Annotated in this window: 13 protein-coding genes; 9 read left to right on the top strand and 4 right to left on the bottom strand. The window is 61.0% G+C overall.

What is annotated here, in order from left to right:
• Positions 1 to 172 precede the first annotated feature (172 nt).
• The 6 genes from HMPREF2708_RS04100 to recR all read left to right on the top strand — a co-directional run bounded on the left by HMPREF2708_RS04100 (position 173) and on the right by recR (position 8013).
• Positions 173 to 1642: a SulP family inorganic anion transporter gene (locus HMPREF2708_RS04100; RefSeq protein ID WP_070832670.1), complete on the top strand. Its 1470-nt coding sequence runs from the start codon at positions 173 to 175 to the stop codon at positions 1640 to 1642.
• A gap of 124 nt (positions 1643 to 1766) precedes the next feature.
• Entirely contained in the window at positions 1767 to 3038 is a 1272-nt protein-coding gene (locus HMPREF2708_RS04095) for an aspartate aminotransferase type Ic (RefSeq protein ID WP_210400317.1), read from the top strand.
• A gap of 34 nt (positions 3039 to 3072) precedes the next feature.
• The gene (locus HMPREF2708_RS04090; RefSeq protein WP_070832665.1) at positions 3073 to 3798 is read left to right on the top strand and encodes a suppressor of fused domain protein; all 726 of its coding nucleotides are present in this window, start codon (positions 3073 to 3075) and stop codon (positions 3796 to 3798) included.
• 30 nt (positions 3799 to 3828) lie between these two features.
• Positions 3829 to 6912, top strand: a complete 3084-nt coding sequence (locus HMPREF2708_RS04085; protein WP_070832662.1) for a DNA polymerase III subunit gamma and tau — start codon at positions 3829 to 3831, stop codon at positions 6910 to 6912.
• A gap of 113 nt (positions 6913 to 7025) precedes the next feature.
• Entirely contained in the window at positions 7026 to 7349 is a 324-nt protein-coding gene (locus HMPREF2708_RS04080; protein ID WP_005511884.1) for a YbaB/EbfC family nucleoid-associated protein, read from the top strand.
• Between the two features lie 37 nt (positions 7350 to 7386).
• Positions 7387 to 8013, top strand: coding sequence for a recombination mediator RecR (recR, locus tag HMPREF2708_RS04075; protein WP_070832659.1), 627 nt, complete (start codon positions 7387 to 7389; stop codon positions 8011 to 8013).
• Between the two features lie 55 nt (positions 8014 to 8068).
• Here recR and HMPREF2708_RS04070 read toward each other — a convergent pair whose 3' ends face one another.
• Together HMPREF2708_RS04070 and HMPREF2708_RS04065 are read right to left on the bottom strand one after the other, a co-directional pair.
• Complete coding sequence (locus HMPREF2708_RS04070; RefSeq protein WP_070832656.1) at positions 8069 to 8881, bottom strand: type 1 glutamine amidotransferase; 813 nt, start codon at positions 8879 to 8881, stop codon at positions 8069 to 8071.
• Positions 8882 to 10291 (bottom strand): MurT ligase domain-containing protein, encoded by a 1410-nt coding sequence (locus HMPREF2708_RS04065; protein ID WP_246840327.1) that lies wholly within the window; start codon positions 10289 to 10291, stop codon positions 8882 to 8884.
• A gap of 310 nt (positions 10292 to 10601) precedes the next feature.
• Between HMPREF2708_RS04065 and HMPREF2708_RS04060 the strand changes: the two genes are divergently transcribed.
• Both HMPREF2708_RS04060 and HMPREF2708_RS04055 read left to right on the top strand, forming a co-directional pair.
• Positions 10602 to 10940, top strand: coding sequence for a helix-turn-helix domain-containing protein (locus HMPREF2708_RS04060; protein WP_070832654.1), 339 nt, complete (start codon positions 10602 to 10604; stop codon positions 10938 to 10940).
• A gap of 12 nt (positions 10941 to 10952) precedes the next feature.
• Positions 10953 to 11852: an ImmA/IrrE family metallo-endopeptidase gene (locus tag HMPREF2708_RS04055; RefSeq protein WP_070832651.1), complete on the top strand. Its 900-nt coding sequence runs from the start codon at positions 10953 to 10955 to the stop codon at positions 11850 to 11852.
• Between the two features lie 132 nt (positions 11853 to 11984).
• Here HMPREF2708_RS04055 and HMPREF2708_RS04050 read toward each other — a convergent pair whose 3' ends face one another.
• Positions 11985 to 13283 carry an exonuclease domain-containing protein gene (locus HMPREF2708_RS04050; RefSeq protein WP_083321866.1) on the bottom strand — a complete coding sequence of 433 codons (1299 nt, stop codon included), beginning with the start codon at positions 13281 to 13283 and terminating at the stop codon, positions 11985 to 11987.
• Between the two features lie 378 nt (positions 13284 to 13661).
• Here HMPREF2708_RS04050 and HMPREF2708_RS04045 point away from each other — a divergent pair, with 378 nt between their 5' ends.
• Positions 13662 to 14702: a type IV toxin-antitoxin system AbiEi family antitoxin domain-containing protein gene (locus tag HMPREF2708_RS04045; protein ID WP_070832650.1), complete on the top strand. Its 1041-nt coding sequence runs from the start codon at positions 13662 to 13664 to the stop codon at positions 14700 to 14702.
• A 209-nt stretch (positions 14703 to 14911) separates the two neighbouring features.
• Here HMPREF2708_RS04045 and leuA read toward each other — a convergent pair whose 3' ends face one another.
• On the bottom strand, positions 14912 to 16729 hold the full coding sequence (leuA, locus tag HMPREF2708_RS04040) for a 2-isopropylmalate synthase (RefSeq protein ID WP_070832649.1): 1818 nt from the start codon (positions 16727 to 16729) through the stop codon (positions 14912 to 14914).
• Positions 16730 to 16773 lie beyond the last annotated feature (44 nt).

Below are 16773 nucleotides of genomic sequence, written 5' to 3'. Positions count from 1 at the left end.
CATCGATAGGTGAATACCTTGGCCACAAGTGGTCGCGTTTCGCGTTCGCTGGTCTGGAAGAATACTGTGCATGAGCGATGCCGACGACATGCGAGTGCCACCACAGGCAACACGAGAACCGCTAGAAACTCCAGAACCACAACAGCCACAGGCCCGAGAAACCCCAGCCCCGATGGGCGTGTGGTACTCCTTCCGGTTCGCTGTTTCCTCGCCGAAGCGCCTGCGCACCGAGCTGCTGGCTGGCGCAGCGGTGTCGTTCGCGCTGATCCCTGAGGTCATTTCGTTTTCCATCCTGGCGGGCGTGGACCCGGCGGTGGGGCTGTTTAGCTCGGTGATTCTGGCCATCGTGATTGCCTTCACGGGTGGTCGCCCGGCCATGATTACCGCTGCCGCTGGTTCGGTTGCGCTCGTCGTCGCGCCGTTGTCGCGGACGTACGGGATGGATTACCTAATCCCGACGGTGTTGCTCGCGGGCGTGTTGCAGATTGCCTTTGCGGCGCTGGGTATCGCTAAGCTGCAGCGTTTCATTCCCCGCGCGGTCATGATTGGCTTTGTCAACGCGCTGGGCATCCTCATTTTCACTGCGCAGCTGGAACATCTCATCGATGTGCCGTGGTTGGTGTATCCGCTGGTCGCCCTAGGTATTGCGATTATGGTGTTTCTTCCCCGCGTGTTCACCGCGATTCCGGCTCCGCTGGTAACTGTGCTCGTCGTCACGCTTGTTGCGGTGGTGGCGGATTGGCGCGTGCCGAACGTGAGCGACATGGGCGAGCTCCCGGAATCCCTCCCGCAGTTGCTGATCCCGAATGTGCCCCTGACCTGGGAGACTTTGCAGCTGATTGCGCCGTATTCAGTGGGCGTGGCGATTGTCGGCATCATGGAATCGTTGATGACGGCGAAGCTCGTGGACGACATCACGGATACGCATTCGGACAAGACCCGCGAGACGTGGGGGCTCGGCGTCGCGAACATTGCGGGCGGTTTCTTCGGCGGTATCGCTGGCTGCGCGATGATTGGTCAAACGATGGTGGGTGTGAAGGAATCTTCGGGACGCACTCGCTTGACGACGCTCTTTTCCGGCGTCTTCCTGCTCATTCTGGTCCTTTTGCTCAGTTCTGCAGTCGGTGTGATTCCGATGGCGGCGCTGGTTGCGGTGATGGTTGTGGTGTCGGTGGACACGATCGATTGGCGCTCGATTTCCCCGCGGACGTTGCGTTTGATGCCGCGTTCGGAGACGGTGGTGATGCTGGTGACGGTCATCGCCACGCTGGCGACGGATAATCTCGCCATTGGCGTGATTTCGGGCGTGGTCGTGGCGTCGCTGATGTTCGCGCGCCGTGTCGCTCACCTGGTCAGGATCGAAGTGCTTGACGACGACCCCAGCGCCCACTCCCGGACGTACAAGGTGCGGGGTCAGCTGTTCTTCGCCTCCAGTAACGACCTGGTGTACCAGTTCGACTACACCGACCCTGCGCAGCGGATTGTGATCGACATGTCGGAGGCCGAAATTTGGGATGCTTCCACGGTGGCGGCATTGGATTCGGTGCGGGTCAAGTTTGCTGACCGGGGCAAAGAGGTGGAAATTATCGGCTTGGAGGGGCCGAGTAAGCAGCGTCTGGATGCTCTGTCGGGGAAGTTGTAGAAATCCCAATCCGGGGTATGCCTTACACTTAGTTGCAAAGCCGGATGCGGCGCGGGGAAAGGTTTTCCGTGCCAGGTTTGTCAGGTTTTAACTTATGTCCGATACCTGGGAGGGTGCGTACACCATGGCCGTGGATTCCTTTGATGTTCAGCAGTTGGCGGCACACAAGGATGAGTTTGCGAAGGCATATGAGGAACTGAAGTCCCGTAACCTCGCGTTGAATTTGACTCGTGGCAAGCCATCGTCGGAGCAGCTTGATTTCGCAAACGCCCTGCTGGGTCTCCCGGCGCCGGATTACATTTCGGCTTCTGGGGAGGACGTCCGCAATTACGGCAACGCCAAGGGCATTACTGATATTCGCGCTATCTGGGCGGAACTGATGGATCTGCCGGTGGAAAACGTCCTGGCGCAGGATGCTTCCAGCCTGAACATCCAGTTTGACCTGATTTCCTGGGCCATGCAGTTCGGCAACGTCGACTCGGAGCGCCCGTGGAACGAGGAGCCGGTGCTGAAGTGGCTGTGCCCAGTTCCGGGGTATGACCGTCACTTTTCCATTACGCAGCACTTCGGCATTGAGATGATCCAGGTGCCGTTGAACGAAGACGGTCCGGATATGGATGTCGTGGAGAAGCTGGTTGCCTCTGACCCGCAGATTAAGGGCATGTGGAATGTCCCGATGTTCTCGAACCCGACGGGCGTGACCTACAGCGCTGAGGTCTGCCGCCGTCTGGTTGAAATGGAAACCGCTGCTCCGGATTTCCGTCTGATGTGGGATAACGCCTACATGGTTCACACGCTGACGGATGAGTTCCCGGAGATTCACAACGTCATTAAGTGGGCGGAAGAGGCCGGTAATCCGAACCGCGTGTGGGCTTTCGGCTCGACCTCGAAGATTACCTTTGCTGGTGCTGGCGTTGCTTTCTACGCTTCCTCGGACGCCAACTTGGAGGATTACCTCAAGCACGCTGGTATCCGCGGCATTGGCCCGAACAAGGTCAACCAGCTGGCTCACGCCAAGTTCTTCGGTGACGCGGAGGGTGTGCGTGAGCAGATGCGCCGTCATGCAGGTTCGCTGGCTCCGAAGTTTGAGAAGGTGCTGCAGATTCTGGATGAGCGCCTGACGGAGTACGGCGTGGCAGAGTGGTCGAAGCCAACCGGCGGTTACTTCATCAACCTCGACGTGGTTGATGGCACCGCTCGTCGCGTGGTGGAACTGGCTAAGGAGGCCGGTATTGCGCTGACCGGTTCTGGTTCTTCCTTCCCGCTGAAGCAGGATCCGAATGACCGCAACATTCGCTTGGCACCGTCGCTGCCTCCGATGGAAGAACTGGAGGTCGCTATGGACGGCGTCGCTACCTGTGTGCTGCTCGCCGCCGCTGAGAAGGCGACTGCGTAGGCCAAGTAGACCGAGTGGGTCGGGATAGGACTGTATGAACTTCGAAGAGACGAAGTTTTGGATCTCTGGGCTTTTCCCCGGAGAACCCCAGGTCGGCGAGTATGTGACGGAGCTGCCGGCCAGTGGTCGGCACGGGCAGGCGCACGATTCGGCTCCGCTTCGGGTCGCTGAATTCTCGCTTTACGACGAGCCGGACGGCCAAGCGAACGAGCGTCATCCGGAAACGGCAGCCGCCACGGTGGAGTTGGGCCGCAACTACTGTGGTCTGACTGGCGCTGCACAGACGGATATCCGTGTGGAGCTCTTCGCCGTCGCTTACGCTGATTTTCCCGTGGCCACCATGGTCGCGGCCGCGGGAGCGCTGGTGGAGGAAGAGCCGGAGTTTCTCTCGCCAATTCCGGGCCGTGTCATCCCGAATGCGGTGCGGCTGGTGTCCGATCGGGTTGCCGAGGTGGGGGAGTCGTCGTCAAGCACTGCCTTTACCGTGGCGCACGTGCTGTGCACGGTGCCGTACGTGTGGAGCGACGGGGTGCCGAATGTGTCCGAGATGCCGGGCAAGATCAGCCTGCATGAGGGCGATGTGGAGTCGCCGCAGGGACGCATGACCACGATGACGCAACTGGTGCCAATTACGGATGCGGAGATGGAGTTTTATGAGCAGCAGGGTCCGCAGGCGCTGATGCAGAAGTTGGCCGAAGTAGATGCTGACCTGCGGGATTGGTGCCGTGAGTCGGTTGTTTCCCAGGAGGGTTCGAACTAGCCGATCCGGGGTGGAAGGTAGGCTGAGCACGTGGCTCTGTATAGGAAGTATCGTCCGGCATCGTTCGCCGAAGTGGTGGGGCAGCGGCACGTAACTGACCCGCTGTCGGCGGCGTTGGAATCTCGGGATGCGCAGGGGCGTCCCAACCGCATTAACCATGCGTATTTGTTCTCCGGGCCGCGTGGCTGTGGCAAGACCTCGTCGGCGCGCATTATGGCGCGCAGTTTGAACTGTGCGGAGGGGCCGACGGCCACACCGTGTGGCCAGTGTGCGTCGTGTCGTGCGCTAGCGCCGGGCGGTCCGGGCAATTTGGACGTTATTGAGCTGGACGCGGCTTCCCACAATGGTGTGGAAGATATGCGTGAGCTGCGGGAAAAGGCTATCTTCCAGCCGGCGGAGTCGCGCTATCGCATCTTCATTATTGACGAGGCGCATATGATTACCGCTTCGGGTTTCAATGCGCTTTTGAAGATTGTGGAGGAGCCGCCGGAGCACCTCATCTTCATTTTTGCGACCACGGAGCCGGAGCGTGTGCTGCCGACTATTCGTTCGCGTACGCATCACTACCCGTTCCGGTTGTTGACTCCGCCGGATATGCGCGGGTTGCTTGAGCGTGTGGTCACGGCCGAGGGTGTGCAGGTGGAGTCGGACGTGTATCCGCTGGTCATCCAGGCCGGTGGCGGTTCGCCGCGTGACTCGCTATCGGTTATGGATCAGCTCATTGCCGGTTCCGGCACCGATGGCGTGGATTATGAAACGTCTGCGGCCATTCTCGGTGTCACTGACAGCGTGATCATCACGGATGCGATTGAGGCGCTGGCGGCGGGCGATCGCGCGGCCATGTTTAGCGTGGTCGGGCGTGTGATTATGTCGGGTCAGGATCCGGCTCGGTTCGCCTCGGATCTGCTTGGCCGCGTGCGTGATTTGCTGGTGCTGTCCGCAGTGCCGAATGCGCTGGAGCAGGGCTTGGTGGAGATTCCGGAGAGCCAGATCGACGGTGTCCTGGAGCAGGCCGGGACAATTCCCCCGGCTACCCTGACGCGTTTCACGCAGGTGCTCTCTGATGGTCTGCGTCACTTCCGCGGCGTGACGTCGCCGCGTTTGCTGCTCGAGGTTCTCTGTGCGCGCATGCTTCTGCCCGCCACCGAAGATTCGGTGGAGTCGCTGCTGCAGCGCGTAGAGGCGTTGGAGCACGGCAGGCCCGCGCTTGTCGACGGCTCGGGGGCTGCAACCCCCGCAGCGGCACCGGTGTCGTCCGATGCGGGTGCGGCTGAAGCGTCGCCGATGCAGGCTGCCCAGCCGGGGCAGTCTGGCCAGTCGGCTCGGGAGGCGTGGCGGCAGCGGAATGCCCAGCGTAAGAAGGGTGCGCAGGCCCAGGGCAGTCGTGCTGGGCAGGCAGCGCCAGCGCAGGCACCGTCGCAACCTCAGCCTCAGCCGGAACCGCAGCCTAAGGTTCAGTCGGAACCCGCTGAGCAGCAATCGGTACCAGCGGCAGCGGTGTCACAGGAGTCGGTAACTGAGCCGAAGCCTGCACCAGAAGCACCTACTGCGCCCGCTGAGCAGTCTGAACAGCCTGAACAGCCTACGCAGGCTACGCCGGCCGAATCAGTTGAGCAGTCTCAGCAGACCGAACAACCGCAGCAGCCTGAATCGGCTGAGCAGCCGTTGTCCGAGGAAGAAGCTCAGGCAGAGAAGATTCGTGAGTTCCGTCGGAAGATGGCGGAGCATGCCCGGATTAGCGAGCAGCAGACTCGGGCGCAGCTTGCGCAGGAGCGTGAGCAGCAGACTCGTGAGCGTGAGGGTGAAGGCGGCTCGATGTCGATTGGCGAGGAAGAGCCAGTTGTCTCTTCCTCGCCAACACACTCTGAACAGCCAACCCAGCCGACTCAGGCCGCACAGTCTGAACAGCCAGCCCAATCCGAGCAATCAGCCGAGTCGGCACGGCCAACTCAGGCCGTCCAGCCCGAGCAGCCTGAACAGCCAACGCAGACTACTCAGTCACCAGAATCGCAGCCGGCACCGCAGGTTCAGCCAGCACCAGAGCCAGCACCGCAACCGGAACCAACACCACAGCCGGAGCCCGAACCTGCACCCGCCGGTATTGAGCAAATCCGCGAGCGCTGGCAGGAGATTCTCGCAGCTGTTGACGGCCCGCACGCGTTCCCCATTCGCGTGCTGGCTGAACAGGCAGTGCCACTCGATGTCGAAAATGACAGGCTCATCATCGGGCACAGCACAGGAGCGCTCACTACCAGGCTAAACACACCGGATTACGCACAGGCACTGTCCGCTGCCGTGAAGCAGGTGACGGGCTTCAACGGTCAGGTGCACTGTGTCGTCGGTACGCGCCCGCGCGCACCGCGTTCAACAGCTACTGGTGGTGTTGCTGGGGAGGATGATTCGTCGTCAAGAGGTTCGTCCTCGCCGAACGACACCGCCCCTGCACCGACACCCGCAGCATCGGCACAGCCGAAAGCACCCGAGCCCGAGAAGCCGACGCAACCGGAACCGCAGACGCAGCCAGAGCCAACACCGCGTCCTCAGCGGTCGTCGGCCTACGCATCTGTTGCTGAGCGCCGCGCAAAAATCGAGGCTGCCAAGCGTGCTGCGATGGGGCACCAGGCAGGTCACGGCCAGCCAGCGCAACCTCATCAGCAAAGCCAGCCACATCAGCCAGCTCAGCCAAGCCAACCGACTCAGCCGAACCCGATCCCGGCCCAACAACAGCAACAGCCGCAACAGCAGCCAAACCAGCCGCAGCCGCAGTCATTCCTGCGCGCGGCGCAGGCCAACGCCCAGGCAAACGCCCAGGCACAGGCCAATCAGGACTCGGGCTTCGGCGGCATCCCGCTGCCACCAGAGCCCATGGAGGAGTTCGCTCCGCCAGAGGGTACAGAGGGCGCAGGGGGCTACGGTTTGCACACCCCGTCCAACGCCAACACCACCTACAACCCGGTTTCCCAAAACCCGCAGGACAACAACTACGAAGAGGACACCTCCGAGTATTTCGAGGCCGCGAACGAGGTCGGGTCGCTCGATCATCGTTCGTTAAAGGACGTGGTCATGGAGATGCTGGAAAAGGAGCTGGGAGCCAAACCGCTAGAAGACCGCTAGAGCCGTTAGAATGGGGCGGCGATGCGCGTCGTAAAGCAAGGGCGATGAGCCTTTAAGCGTGCGCGTAACTACAAATCAGCACGTAAAAAGCACAATAGTTAGGAACTTTAGTTATGACTCAGCCAGATATGAACGCAATTCTGCAGCAGGCACAGCAGATGCAGGCGCAGCTGCAGGCAGCACAGCAGGAGATCGTCGCCTCCACCATCGTCGGTGAGGCCGGTGGCGGTCTGGTCAAGGTGACAATGCAGGGCTCGGGCGAGGTCACGGACATCGCCATTGACCCGAAGGTCGTAGACCCGGAGGATGTCGACGGGCTGCAGGACCTGGTCCTCGCTGCTTTCCAGGACGCTACCGCTAAGGTGCAGTCGCTGGCGGAGCAGAAGATGGGCCCACTGTCTCAGGGCTTCGACGGTCTCGGTGGCCTCGGTTTCTAAATTAGCTTTTCAGACCAGTAATTGTAGGTAATTATCATTGTTCGAAGGACCACTCCAAGATCTCATTGATGAGTTCTCGCGCCTGCCGGGCATCGGCCCGAAGTCAGCTCAGCGTATCGCTTTCTACTTGATGAAGGCGGAGCCGGAGGACATCGGTCGACTCCAATCCGCGCTTGGTCGGGTGCGCGAGGGTGTGCAATTCTGCCGGGTCTGCGGCAACATCTCAGAAAGCGACGTGTGCCAGTACTGCTCGGACACACGCCGCGACCGTGGTCTGGTATGCGTCGTTGAAGAGGCGCGCGATATCCAGGCCATCGAGCGCACGGGGGAGTACAACGGTCGCTACCACGTGCTCGGCGGGGCGCTCGATCCGCTCGGCGGCATCGGTCCGAACGAGCTCAATATCCGCACGCTGCTGCAACGCATCGCAGGCGTGCTTGACGACGTCGACGAGACCCACCCCCCCGAGATCCACGAGGTCATCATCGCGACTGACCCCAACACCGAGGGCGAAGCAACCGCCACCTATTTGGCCCGGCTGCTCCGGGACTTCCCGGATCTTGAGGTCACTCGGTTGGCCTCCGGCATGCCACTCGGTGGTGACTTGGAGTTCGTCGATGAACTCACCTTGTCCCGCGCGCTGACGGGCCGGCTGAAGGTCTAGGCTCTCACGCCGGGCGCCACGCACTCAGCCCGCCACGTGCGTAGAACCGTAGAAACTAGCGCTCGCTCTTCGGACGCGGCTTGGACAGAATGCGCTCTTCGCGCAGCTTATCCACAACCTCAAGGTCCAGAGGAGCCAAGCTCGACAGGTCCTGGTCGGTCGCGCGGGCCAGCATCAGGTCGGCCAGCTGCGGATTGCGGGCCAACACAGGTCCGTGCAGGTAGGTGCAGATAATCGAGCCCTGCACTGCGCCCTCGGCGCCCCCGGCCGGCGTGAGTGCAGAAACATCCACTCCCGGAGCAATCCCGGAGTCCGCCTGCTCCACTTCGGGGCCGGAGTTGCCCACGCCACGAACAACTCGACCAAGTGGCTTCGCATCGGCGCCCAGGGTCGTGCGACCCATGTGGTTTTCGAAGCCAGTCAGGGGGTCGGCGTCGACGTCGTCAAGCAAACCGTTCGTGGGATCGACGAGCGTGCAGATTTCGCCAATCGCGCGCGTGGGCAGCGAATCGGTGGTGCAGTTGACAAGGCCGAGACCTGCGACGTCGCGTCCGCCCGCGCGGAAAGAATTGCCGAAGATTTGGAAGCCCGCGCAAATCGCGAGGATCTGCTTGCCGGCATCGGCTGCCTTTTTGATGCCGCCGTCGTTGATCAGGTGCTCCACCGCGATGGTCTGCGCGACGTCCTCGCCGCCGCCGACGGTGTAAATGTCCAGGTTGGTGGGGACGGCGTCGCCCAGCTTGATCGGGACGATCTCGGCGTCAATCCCACGCATCCGCGCGCGTTGCCGCAGCACCAGCGCATTTCCATCATCGCCGTAGGTGCCCAGCACGTCCGGGAGGATCAGGCCGATAGACAGCTCGCTCATTTACTTTTCCTCCTGTGCTCGTTCGATGTCGCGCTTCAGATCGCGGAAGGCGGTGTAGTTCGCCAGCACCTCAACTCGGGTGACGCTTGACGACGATCCCCGCGCCTCACACGACCGGATCGCCTGCAGCGGATTTGCGACCAACCTCGCATCGATGCCCGCATACAGCAACCGCACCGCGAGGTCAGTTCCGCGTTCGCCCGCGGATAGCACGTCCATGCCGTCGAAGTCCTCGAAGCGGACATCCCACAGCCAGGACAGGTCCTCGCCGTCAGCGACGTGACCGTTGACCGCGATGACCACTGCATCCGCAGTGCGGTCGACCATGGACAGCGCCTCTTGCCAGCCGGCTGGGTTCTTGGCCAGCAGCATGCGCACGTGCTTCTCGGCGCCCTTGTCATCCCGCACAACCATGGTGGAGTAGCGGCCTGCAACGTTGTCGACGGTCTCGGTGGCTCGGAGGGATTTCTCCAGGTCCGCGCCCATATCGACAGCGCCCGCGATTGCCAAGGTGGCGTTGCCGCGGTTGGCGTTGCCCGGCAGCGTGAGGTTCATCGGCAGGGTGTCGCCAGCAGGCGTGATGACTCCCTCCGCAGTGATGCGGTAGTCCGGTTCTGGGCGCTTGAACTCCGAGCCGTCCGGGAGTGGCTTCACCGCGTACCAGTCGTGGCCGTCCTGGATGATAGGGCCGCCGGTGCGCGGGGAGGAGGTGGCATCGTTGGTCCAGCCGCCGCCCGCGGAGACCCAAATAACCTTCTTGGCATCCCACGCAGCCGACGCGATGAGTGGGTCGTCGCAGTTGGCGATGACCGTCGCCTGCGGGTTCGCATCCACCGCAGCGCGGAGTGTGGCCTCAATCTTGTTGATCTCGCCGACGCGGTCGAGCTGGTCGCGGGAAAGGTTCAGCAGCACCAGGACCTGCGGTTTCAGATCCTCTGCGATGTGTGGGACGTGCAGCTCATCGACCTCCAGGACCAGGCTGTCCGCATCGGGAGTGGCGAGCAGCGCGGAGATAATCCCCGCGTCCATGTTGTCGCCACCTTCGTTGGTGGCCACGTTGTGACCGGCGGCGCGCATGGCGGCCGCGAACATGCGGGTGGTGGTGGACTTGCCGTTGGTGCCAGTGATGATCGCGGCCGGGCGTCCCTTGCCGAGGGAGGCCAGAATGCGCGGGTCAATCTTTTGCGCAATCAAGCCACCGATCATGCCGCCCGCGCCGCGGCCGGACTTTCGGGAGGCCCAGGTGGCGGCGTGAGCGGCGGATGTGGCGAACCGTGCGCGCAGGCGGGCGCCGGTGCCGCGCAGGCCACGAGAGCTATTCGAGTCGCGGGAGCCACTCGAAGCAGTACCGTGCGGGCTGGCATCCGCGCTATCAGCGGAATGCGATTGCGGAGAGGTGCCATTTGTCATGTGTGTAAATATTACGCGCACGAAAGGGCTAGGCCTAAGAAGCAGGCCTGCGAGGTCTGATGGAGATTTGCTCGTTGCGGGTTTGAAGTCTTCTTAGGACATTCTGGAGACCCGATTGTTGAGGATGTTGCGAGCATGTTGGTTTTCGGGAGGTAGGAGGTCATGCGGCGGAAGAAAGGCAGGAAGGAAAGAGATTGTCGAGGTGAGAAAGCGTATTTGAGGAAACACATGCAAGCCCTGAATCAAAAAGGAGTTGTTCTGATTCAGTCGTTGTCCTATACTCGCCACTAGGAGACAAGGGGGAAGAAGAATGGCTAGCACAGAAAGCAACTTCTTCGGTGCGCGCTTGCGTCAGATGCGCACAGATCGTGGCATGACCACACGTGATTTGGCTGACGCCACTGATGGTGTGGTGTCGCAATCTGCAGTTAGTCGCCTGGAAAATGGCAAGGCGGCTTACTCTCTTGAGCAGGTGATGGCGCTTTCATGGGCTCTTGGTGTGCCTCTGGATGAACTTGTGGAGGAAAACCCGGTCAGCCAGCGTGTGCAGGCGGTGGCTCGCACTTCACAGGATGACGCGAGTGTTAAGGAAGCGCAGAAGATGCTTTTGCCCTACTTGCAGCTTCGAGTGCTGCTAACTCAAAATTAAGGAGGGCTCCCCATGTGCAGTGCGAGCAAGGAGGGGCTCGACCTTGCTAAAGGGTTCCGCAAGAAGCACGGCCTAGGAAATGATCCAATCGCTGACATCACTGACTTTATGCAGTTGGTTGATGCAGATTTTATGATTCTGGATTTGCCAGCCAATGTTGATGCACTTGCTTTGCGTGACCCTGTGACGAGAGCGACGGTCATTGGAATTGCGCAGTCATCCGTTCCTTATCGTCAGCGGTTTACCGTTGCGCATGAAATTGGGCATTTTATTTCCGATGATTTCGAGTCGTCGAGAATAGTTGCAGATGATGAGTGCCCTGAGCCTGGAATATACGTCTGCGGCAAGCGTGATCATCAGGAAGCTCATGCTGATACCTTTGCTCGTAATGTGCTCTGCCCAACTGATGGACTGAAAAAGGACCAAAAACTCGGTGATCTTATCGGTGGCGGTGACGTCCTTGCTGCGTTGTCCCATGTCGTTCGCAAGTATCAAATTTCGCCAGGGGTGGCACTTATTCAGATGAGGCACGCTGACCTCATTAACGAAAAACAATCAGACGAACTCAAAGGAGTATCAGCCCCCACTCTGGCTGCCCGGTATGGCTGGAAAGCTGACTACGACCGTGCGGTAAAGGTCTCCGCACTGGCGCAACCATCGGCGCGGTTGGTGAAAGACGTCTATCGCGCTTACGAACAGGGGATAGTCGACCTTCCGAGCATCGCTTTTGCTGAAATGAGCAGTGTCGACGAGGTGAAAGAACAGATAAGTGCCTCGCAGTCACAGTTACAGCCATTGATGCATGATGTGAATGCACAGGATCAGGACGTGGCTGACACGGAAGCAAATCCCTTCGCGGAACTGGACGCTTTCTTCGGCGATGGTCCCGATAGTTCAGAAAGCACCCAATAGACGATGGCCGGTCACCTCTTAGTAGCTGATACAAGCGTACTTCTTAATTTCGTGTGTTCGAAGAATCACCAGTATTTGCTCGACTTCGCAGGCAATAAAACCATCAGCATTCCGGGCGCAGTCAAAACCGAGTCAGTCGTTAGTCTCATCCTTCACGGCGTCCGGCGCCATCTCTCCAACCAGTCGCAGAAATGCCTCATCGGAAACAATCGGAATGTCCTTCCGGTGGGCATGCATGGCCTTGCCCGTCAGTTGATCCGGCGTCACATCCGCAGGCCGGTTACACACCAGCACCGACGATTCCCGCGTGACCTTCTCCGAGTACGCGAGCCCAGCTCGCACACCTGCCGCGATCAGCTCATCCGGGTCCAGCGACACCTCTGGCGCCACGACGAACTCCATGCCCGTCGCGAGCTTCCGTCCCGGCGTATAACGGCCGGGGTTCTCCACGGGCCGCGGGGCCTCCATCGCGTCGACACGCACTGCCGAGCGCTGCAGGCCCACAATATCCTCGCGTAGCTGGTCGGGCGCGTACATGTTCAGGGTTGTACCCTCATCGAGCCCGCCCTGTGCGCGGAAGAGCGCAAGCGTGGTGGTGACGTCATCCAATGTCCGCACGCGCTCCGGCACCGACATGCCAGCAATCGATGCCTCGGGCGAAGGCACATCGAGGCCGTAGGCGCGCGCGACGGCGCGCAGGCGTGCGTCGTCAAGCCGTTTGCCCTGGCGACGCGCCGTTTCCAACGTATCGGCAATCCGTGCGGGCGCTGGAATCCGCGCGACACGAGTACGCGTACGACGACGTCCCCGCTTGTTCCGCGCGGAGCGCTCACGATTCGCTTGACGACGGGCCCTCTTAGCCTCGGCGACTATAAAACCCCAGACCAGCGGCGCATTATGAGCAACCAGCGTGCGCCCATCGAGCGCGTGCGCGAGCTTGGCCTGGATCACCCCGAACCTCGGAGCCCCCTCGAAGTCCTCGGGCTCGAGGCCGTGTAGGTGTGTCGGGCCGGGATCTTCGGTGGGATCGATGACGACATGCCAGGTGTCCACGACGTTGCCGTGCGTGTCGGCGGTGGACACTCCCAGACTGACCAGTCGAGACGTCTTGGGATGGATGCCCGTGGTCTGGATGGACACGATTGCGTAAGGAGCGTCCTCCGCCGACGAGAACTGTTTGTGCTCGTCAGCGGCCTTTGTTGCGGCGGTCTCGGTTGTGGTCGGGATGGTTGCGGTTGCGCTGGTCGTGGCTGTGTCGGTTGTGGCTGCGCCGGTTGGGGCTGCGTCCGTTGTGGTGGAAGCCGGTGCAGGAGGTGGCGTTTTCGCGTTCGCTCCCGACGCGCGTTGAGAACGACGACGATTCCGTCGCCGCCTCTTCGTTTTAGAAGAGGCCCCAGTCGCTTTGCGCTCCTCGCGCGCCGATTCAGTCATGCCTCAAGACTAGCGGGTGCTCTCACCCGCGGAGAAAGTGACTAGGCTTATGACACTTTGAGCACAAATTTCGCCACGAAAGTGTCATAAACCGGGTCAGTAACTTGGGCACTATCTCGGCTTCAAGCTCAGAAGGACCGGGGGCCGGACACACGGGTCCCATAGATTACGCAAGACACACAGGTCCCAAAGCTTCTCCCCCAAGGGGTGCTCAGCCGAAAAGGAATGGAACCGTAAGGACGATTTCCGCGCCTTATTAAATAGAGGCCACGAAACAGAGCCACAAACCAAGGCCACGAAATAGAGCCGCAAAACAGCGCCACAAAAATAGGGACGAAATAACAACCACGGGGCAATAACCATAGGGGCGGGGGAGAAGTGAGCAACAAGAAACGCAAGCAACTGGTGGCGGACCAGTTTGGAATCATTAGGCCGGATGACCAGCCGGGGAATGGATATCGCGAGGTCGCAAAGCAAGCGCGGGCCGGTTATCTGGAGCGGCTTTGCCGAGGTCACTATGTAGCCGCGCACACTTGGGAAGAGCTCCACTGCGAGAAACGCCTGGCTATTACTGCTTTGGCGGTGGTCTCCGAGACGTCGTCAGGCGTTATTTCGGGAGCTGCAGCGCTGGCCTTGCACGGTTCGTGGGTGCTGGTGCGCGATGCGAAGATTGTGGTGGTTGGCGGGAGCCAGCAGTTCCACGGCATCGACTACTGCATGCGCCTGCGCTCGGAGATCCATCTGGACCACACGCAGGGGCTCGCGGACCGGCGGGTCGCGGTGCTCGCGCGTGCGGCCTTCGATGAGTGCCGCGTCCGGTTCAGGCAGAAGGGGCCGGAGTCCGTGTCGTGGCGGGCGGCGGTGTTGGCTGTCGAAGGTGCGCTGCGGCATGGCACCACGCGCGATCAGCTTGAGGAGATTCCAGCGCATTATCCCAGATTGCGGGGCCAAGAGCTGTTTCATCGTGCGCTTGCAGTCTGTCATGGTCGCTGCGAAACGCCCGGTGAGGCGATGACTAAAGCCGCGCTTCTGGAGCTCGGTCTGAAGTTCCACGAGCAAGCCGAAGTCTGGACCCGCGGCACCAGCCACGCGCCACCGCATTTTCTCGCCCGCGTGGATTTTTATATCCCCGACCTGCTGCTTGTCGTGGAGTTCGACGGCCACATCAAGTATTCGGCGAGCGAGGTTGCTCCGACGCCCACGGCTCAGTCTGAGCTGCTCACGCGGGAGACCTACCGCGAGCGTTCACTGCGCGCAACGGGGCTGGATGTCGCGCGGGTGGTGTGGAAAGAGGTGGAATTGCACGCACTTCGCTTATCGACGCTCCGTTCAATCCTCATCGAGCGCGAACGCGTCGTAGCCGCAGGTGGGGTGACTTTCCGCGCGGATGTGCGCAATGCCGGCCCGTTGATTGGGTAATTGGGTAGTTGGGCCCTAGGCATTTGGGCCCAACTCCAATAAACCCAGCCCAAAAAGAAACTGACTAGGCTTATGACACTTTGAGCAAAATTTTTGCCACGAAAGTGTCATAAACCTAGTCAGTAACTATGTGGAGCGGAGGGGCCAGCGCCACAGTCTCACAGCGCCACTGCCAGCCCTCCCTCCCCAGCGCGACAGGCCTTAAGGCCTTAAGCCAGTGCGCGGTTGACAGCGCTGGTGACTGCCTTCAGCGATGCGTAGGTGATGGAACCAGCGATGCCGGAGCCCCAGACCTTGGTGCCGTTGACATCTGCGAGGACGTAGGCCGCGGCCTCGGCGTCGTCACCTGCGGTGCGAGCGTGCTGGACGTACTCCTGAACCTCGACGTTGATGCCGAGCTTCTCCAGAGCGTTGGCGTAAGCGGCCAGCGGGCCGTTGCCGACACCCTCGACGGTCTGCTCCTTGCCCTCGTAGACGATGTGAGCCTTGATCTTGGTGGCATCCGACTCGTTCTGAGGGGCATCGACAGTCAGGGCGATCTGCTCCAGCGGAGCCTCGCGGTCCAGGTACTCACCTGCGAAGATGTCCCAAATCGCCTTGGAGTTGACCTCGCCGCCCTCGGCGTCGGTGACTGCCTGCACGACGGAGGAGAACTCAACCTGCATGGAGCGTGGCAGGTTCATACCGTGGTCCGTCTTCATGATGTAGGCCACGCCGCCCTTGCCGGACTGGGAGTTCACGCGAATAACGGCCTCGTAAGAACGACCAACGTCCTTCGGGTCGATGGGCAGGTAAGGAACCTCCCAGGTCACCGCGCGCAGGTCCTCGTCGGAAAGCTCCTTGACGGCAGCGCCCGGGCGGACCTTGTCTGCCATTGCGTCGAGGCCCTTGTTCACTGCGTCCTGGTGCGAGCCGGAGAAAGCGGTGAAGACCAGGTCGCCGCCGTACGGGTGGCGCTCCGGAACGCGCAGCTGGTTGCAGTACTCGACGGTGCGGCGGATCAGGTCGATGTCGGAGAAATCAATCTGCGGGTCGACACCCTGGGTCAGCATGTTCAGACCCAGGGTGACCAGGCAGACGTTACCGGTGCGCTCGCCGTTGCCGAAGAGGCAGCCCTCGATGCGGTCGGCGCCGGCCATGTAGCCCAGCTCGGCGGTGGCGATGCCGGTACCGCGGTCGTTGTGCGGGTGCAGCGACAGAATGATGGAGTCGCGGCGGTTGAGGTTGCGGTGCATCCACTCGATGGAGTCTGCGTAGACGTTCGGAGTAATCATCTCCACGGTCGACGGCAGGTTGATGATGATCGGGTTCTCCGGAGTCGGGTCGATGACATCCACCACGGCGTCGACAACTTCCTTGGCGTACTCAACCTCGGTGCCGGTGTAGGACTCCGGCGAGTACTCCCAACGCCAGTTGGTGTCCGGGTAGTCCTTCGCGATGGTCTTAATCAGCTCCGCGGCGTCGGTGGCAATCTTCTTGATTGCGTCCTTGTCCTTACGGAACACAACATCGCGCTGCAGGATCGAGGTGGAGTTGTAGAAGTGAACGATGACGTTCTTAGCGCCGGCGCACGCCTCGAAGGTGCGGCGGATCAGGTGCTCGCGAGCCTGAACCAGAACCTGGATGGTGACGTCGTCCGGGATCATGTTCTTCTCAATGATCTCGCGCACGAAGTTGCAATCGGTCTGGGAAGCGGACGGGAATCCGACCTCAATTTCCTTGTATCCCATCTGAACCAGCAGCTCGAACATCCGGCGCTTGCGCTCCGGGCTCATCGGATCAATCAGCGCCTGGTTGCCATCGCGCAGGTCGACGGCACACCAAACCGGTGCCTTAGTAATGCGCTTGTCCGGCCAGGTGCGGTCCTTCAGCTGGAAGTCCTGAACTTCCTGGTCGTAAGGCAGGTAGCGGTTGGTTGCCATCTGGGAGTTGCGCTGCTTATTCCAAGCAGGCTGGCCTTCCGGAATCTCGCCAGCAGGAGTGGAGATTACAGAAGGGGCGGAAATAAAAGCGTCGGAGGGGGTCATGTTGAGGGCCTTTCTAATTCGGACTTTTCTTGTAGGCCGGCACA

Source organism: Corynebacterium sp. HMSC073H12, from assembly GCF_001837775.1.
In the GTDB taxonomy this organism is placed as follows: Bacteria; Actinomycetota; Actinomycetes; order Mycobacteriales; family Mycobacteriaceae; genus Corynebacterium; species Corynebacterium amycolatum.
This window is presented reverse-complemented; position numbering and strand designations above follow the sequence as displayed.

What these genes read in the sequence shown, in the direction of transcription:
- HMPREF2708_RS04100 (WP_070832670.1), top strand. Translation starts at nt 173, where the DNA reads ATGGGCGTGTGGTACTCCTTCCGGTTCGCTGTTTCCTCGCCGAAGCGC.
- HMPREF2708_RS04095 (WP_210400317.1), top strand. Translation starts at nt 1,767, where the DNA reads ATGGCCGTGGATTCCTTTGATGTTCAGCAGTTGGCGGCACACAAGGAT.
- HMPREF2708_RS04090 (WP_070832665.1), top strand. Translation starts at nt 3,073, where the DNA reads ATGAACTTCGAAGAGACGAAGTTTTGGATCTCTGGGCTTTTCCCCGGA.
- HMPREF2708_RS04080 (WP_005511884.1), top strand. Translation starts at nt 7,026, where the DNA reads ATGACTCAGCCAGATATGAACGCAATTCTGCAGCAGGCACAGCAGATG.
- HMPREF2708_RS04070 (WP_070832656.1), bottom strand. Translation starts at nt 8,881, where the DNA reads ATGAGCGAGCTGTCTATCGGCCTGATCCTCCCGGACGTGCTGGGCACC.
- HMPREF2708_RS04065 (WP_246840327.1), bottom strand. Translation starts at nt 10,291, where the DNA reads ATGACAAATGGCACCTCTCCGCAATCGCATTCCGCTGATAGCGCGGAT.
- HMPREF2708_RS04060 (WP_070832654.1), top strand. Translation starts at nt 10,602, where the DNA reads ATGGCTAGCACAGAAAGCAACTTCTTCGGTGCGCGCTTGCGTCAGATG.
- HMPREF2708_RS04055 (WP_070832651.1), top strand. Translation starts at nt 10,953, where the DNA reads ATGTGCAGTGCGAGCAAGGAGGGGCTCGACCTTGCTAAAGGGTTCCGC.
- HMPREF2708_RS04050 (WP_083321866.1), bottom strand. Translation starts at nt 13,283, where the DNA reads ATGACTGAATCGGCGCGCGAGGAGCGCAAAGCGACTGGGGCCTCTTCT.
- leuA (WP_070832649.1), bottom strand. Translation starts at nt 16,729, where the DNA reads ATGACCCCCTCCGACGCTTTTATTTCCGCCCCTTCTGTAATCTCCACT.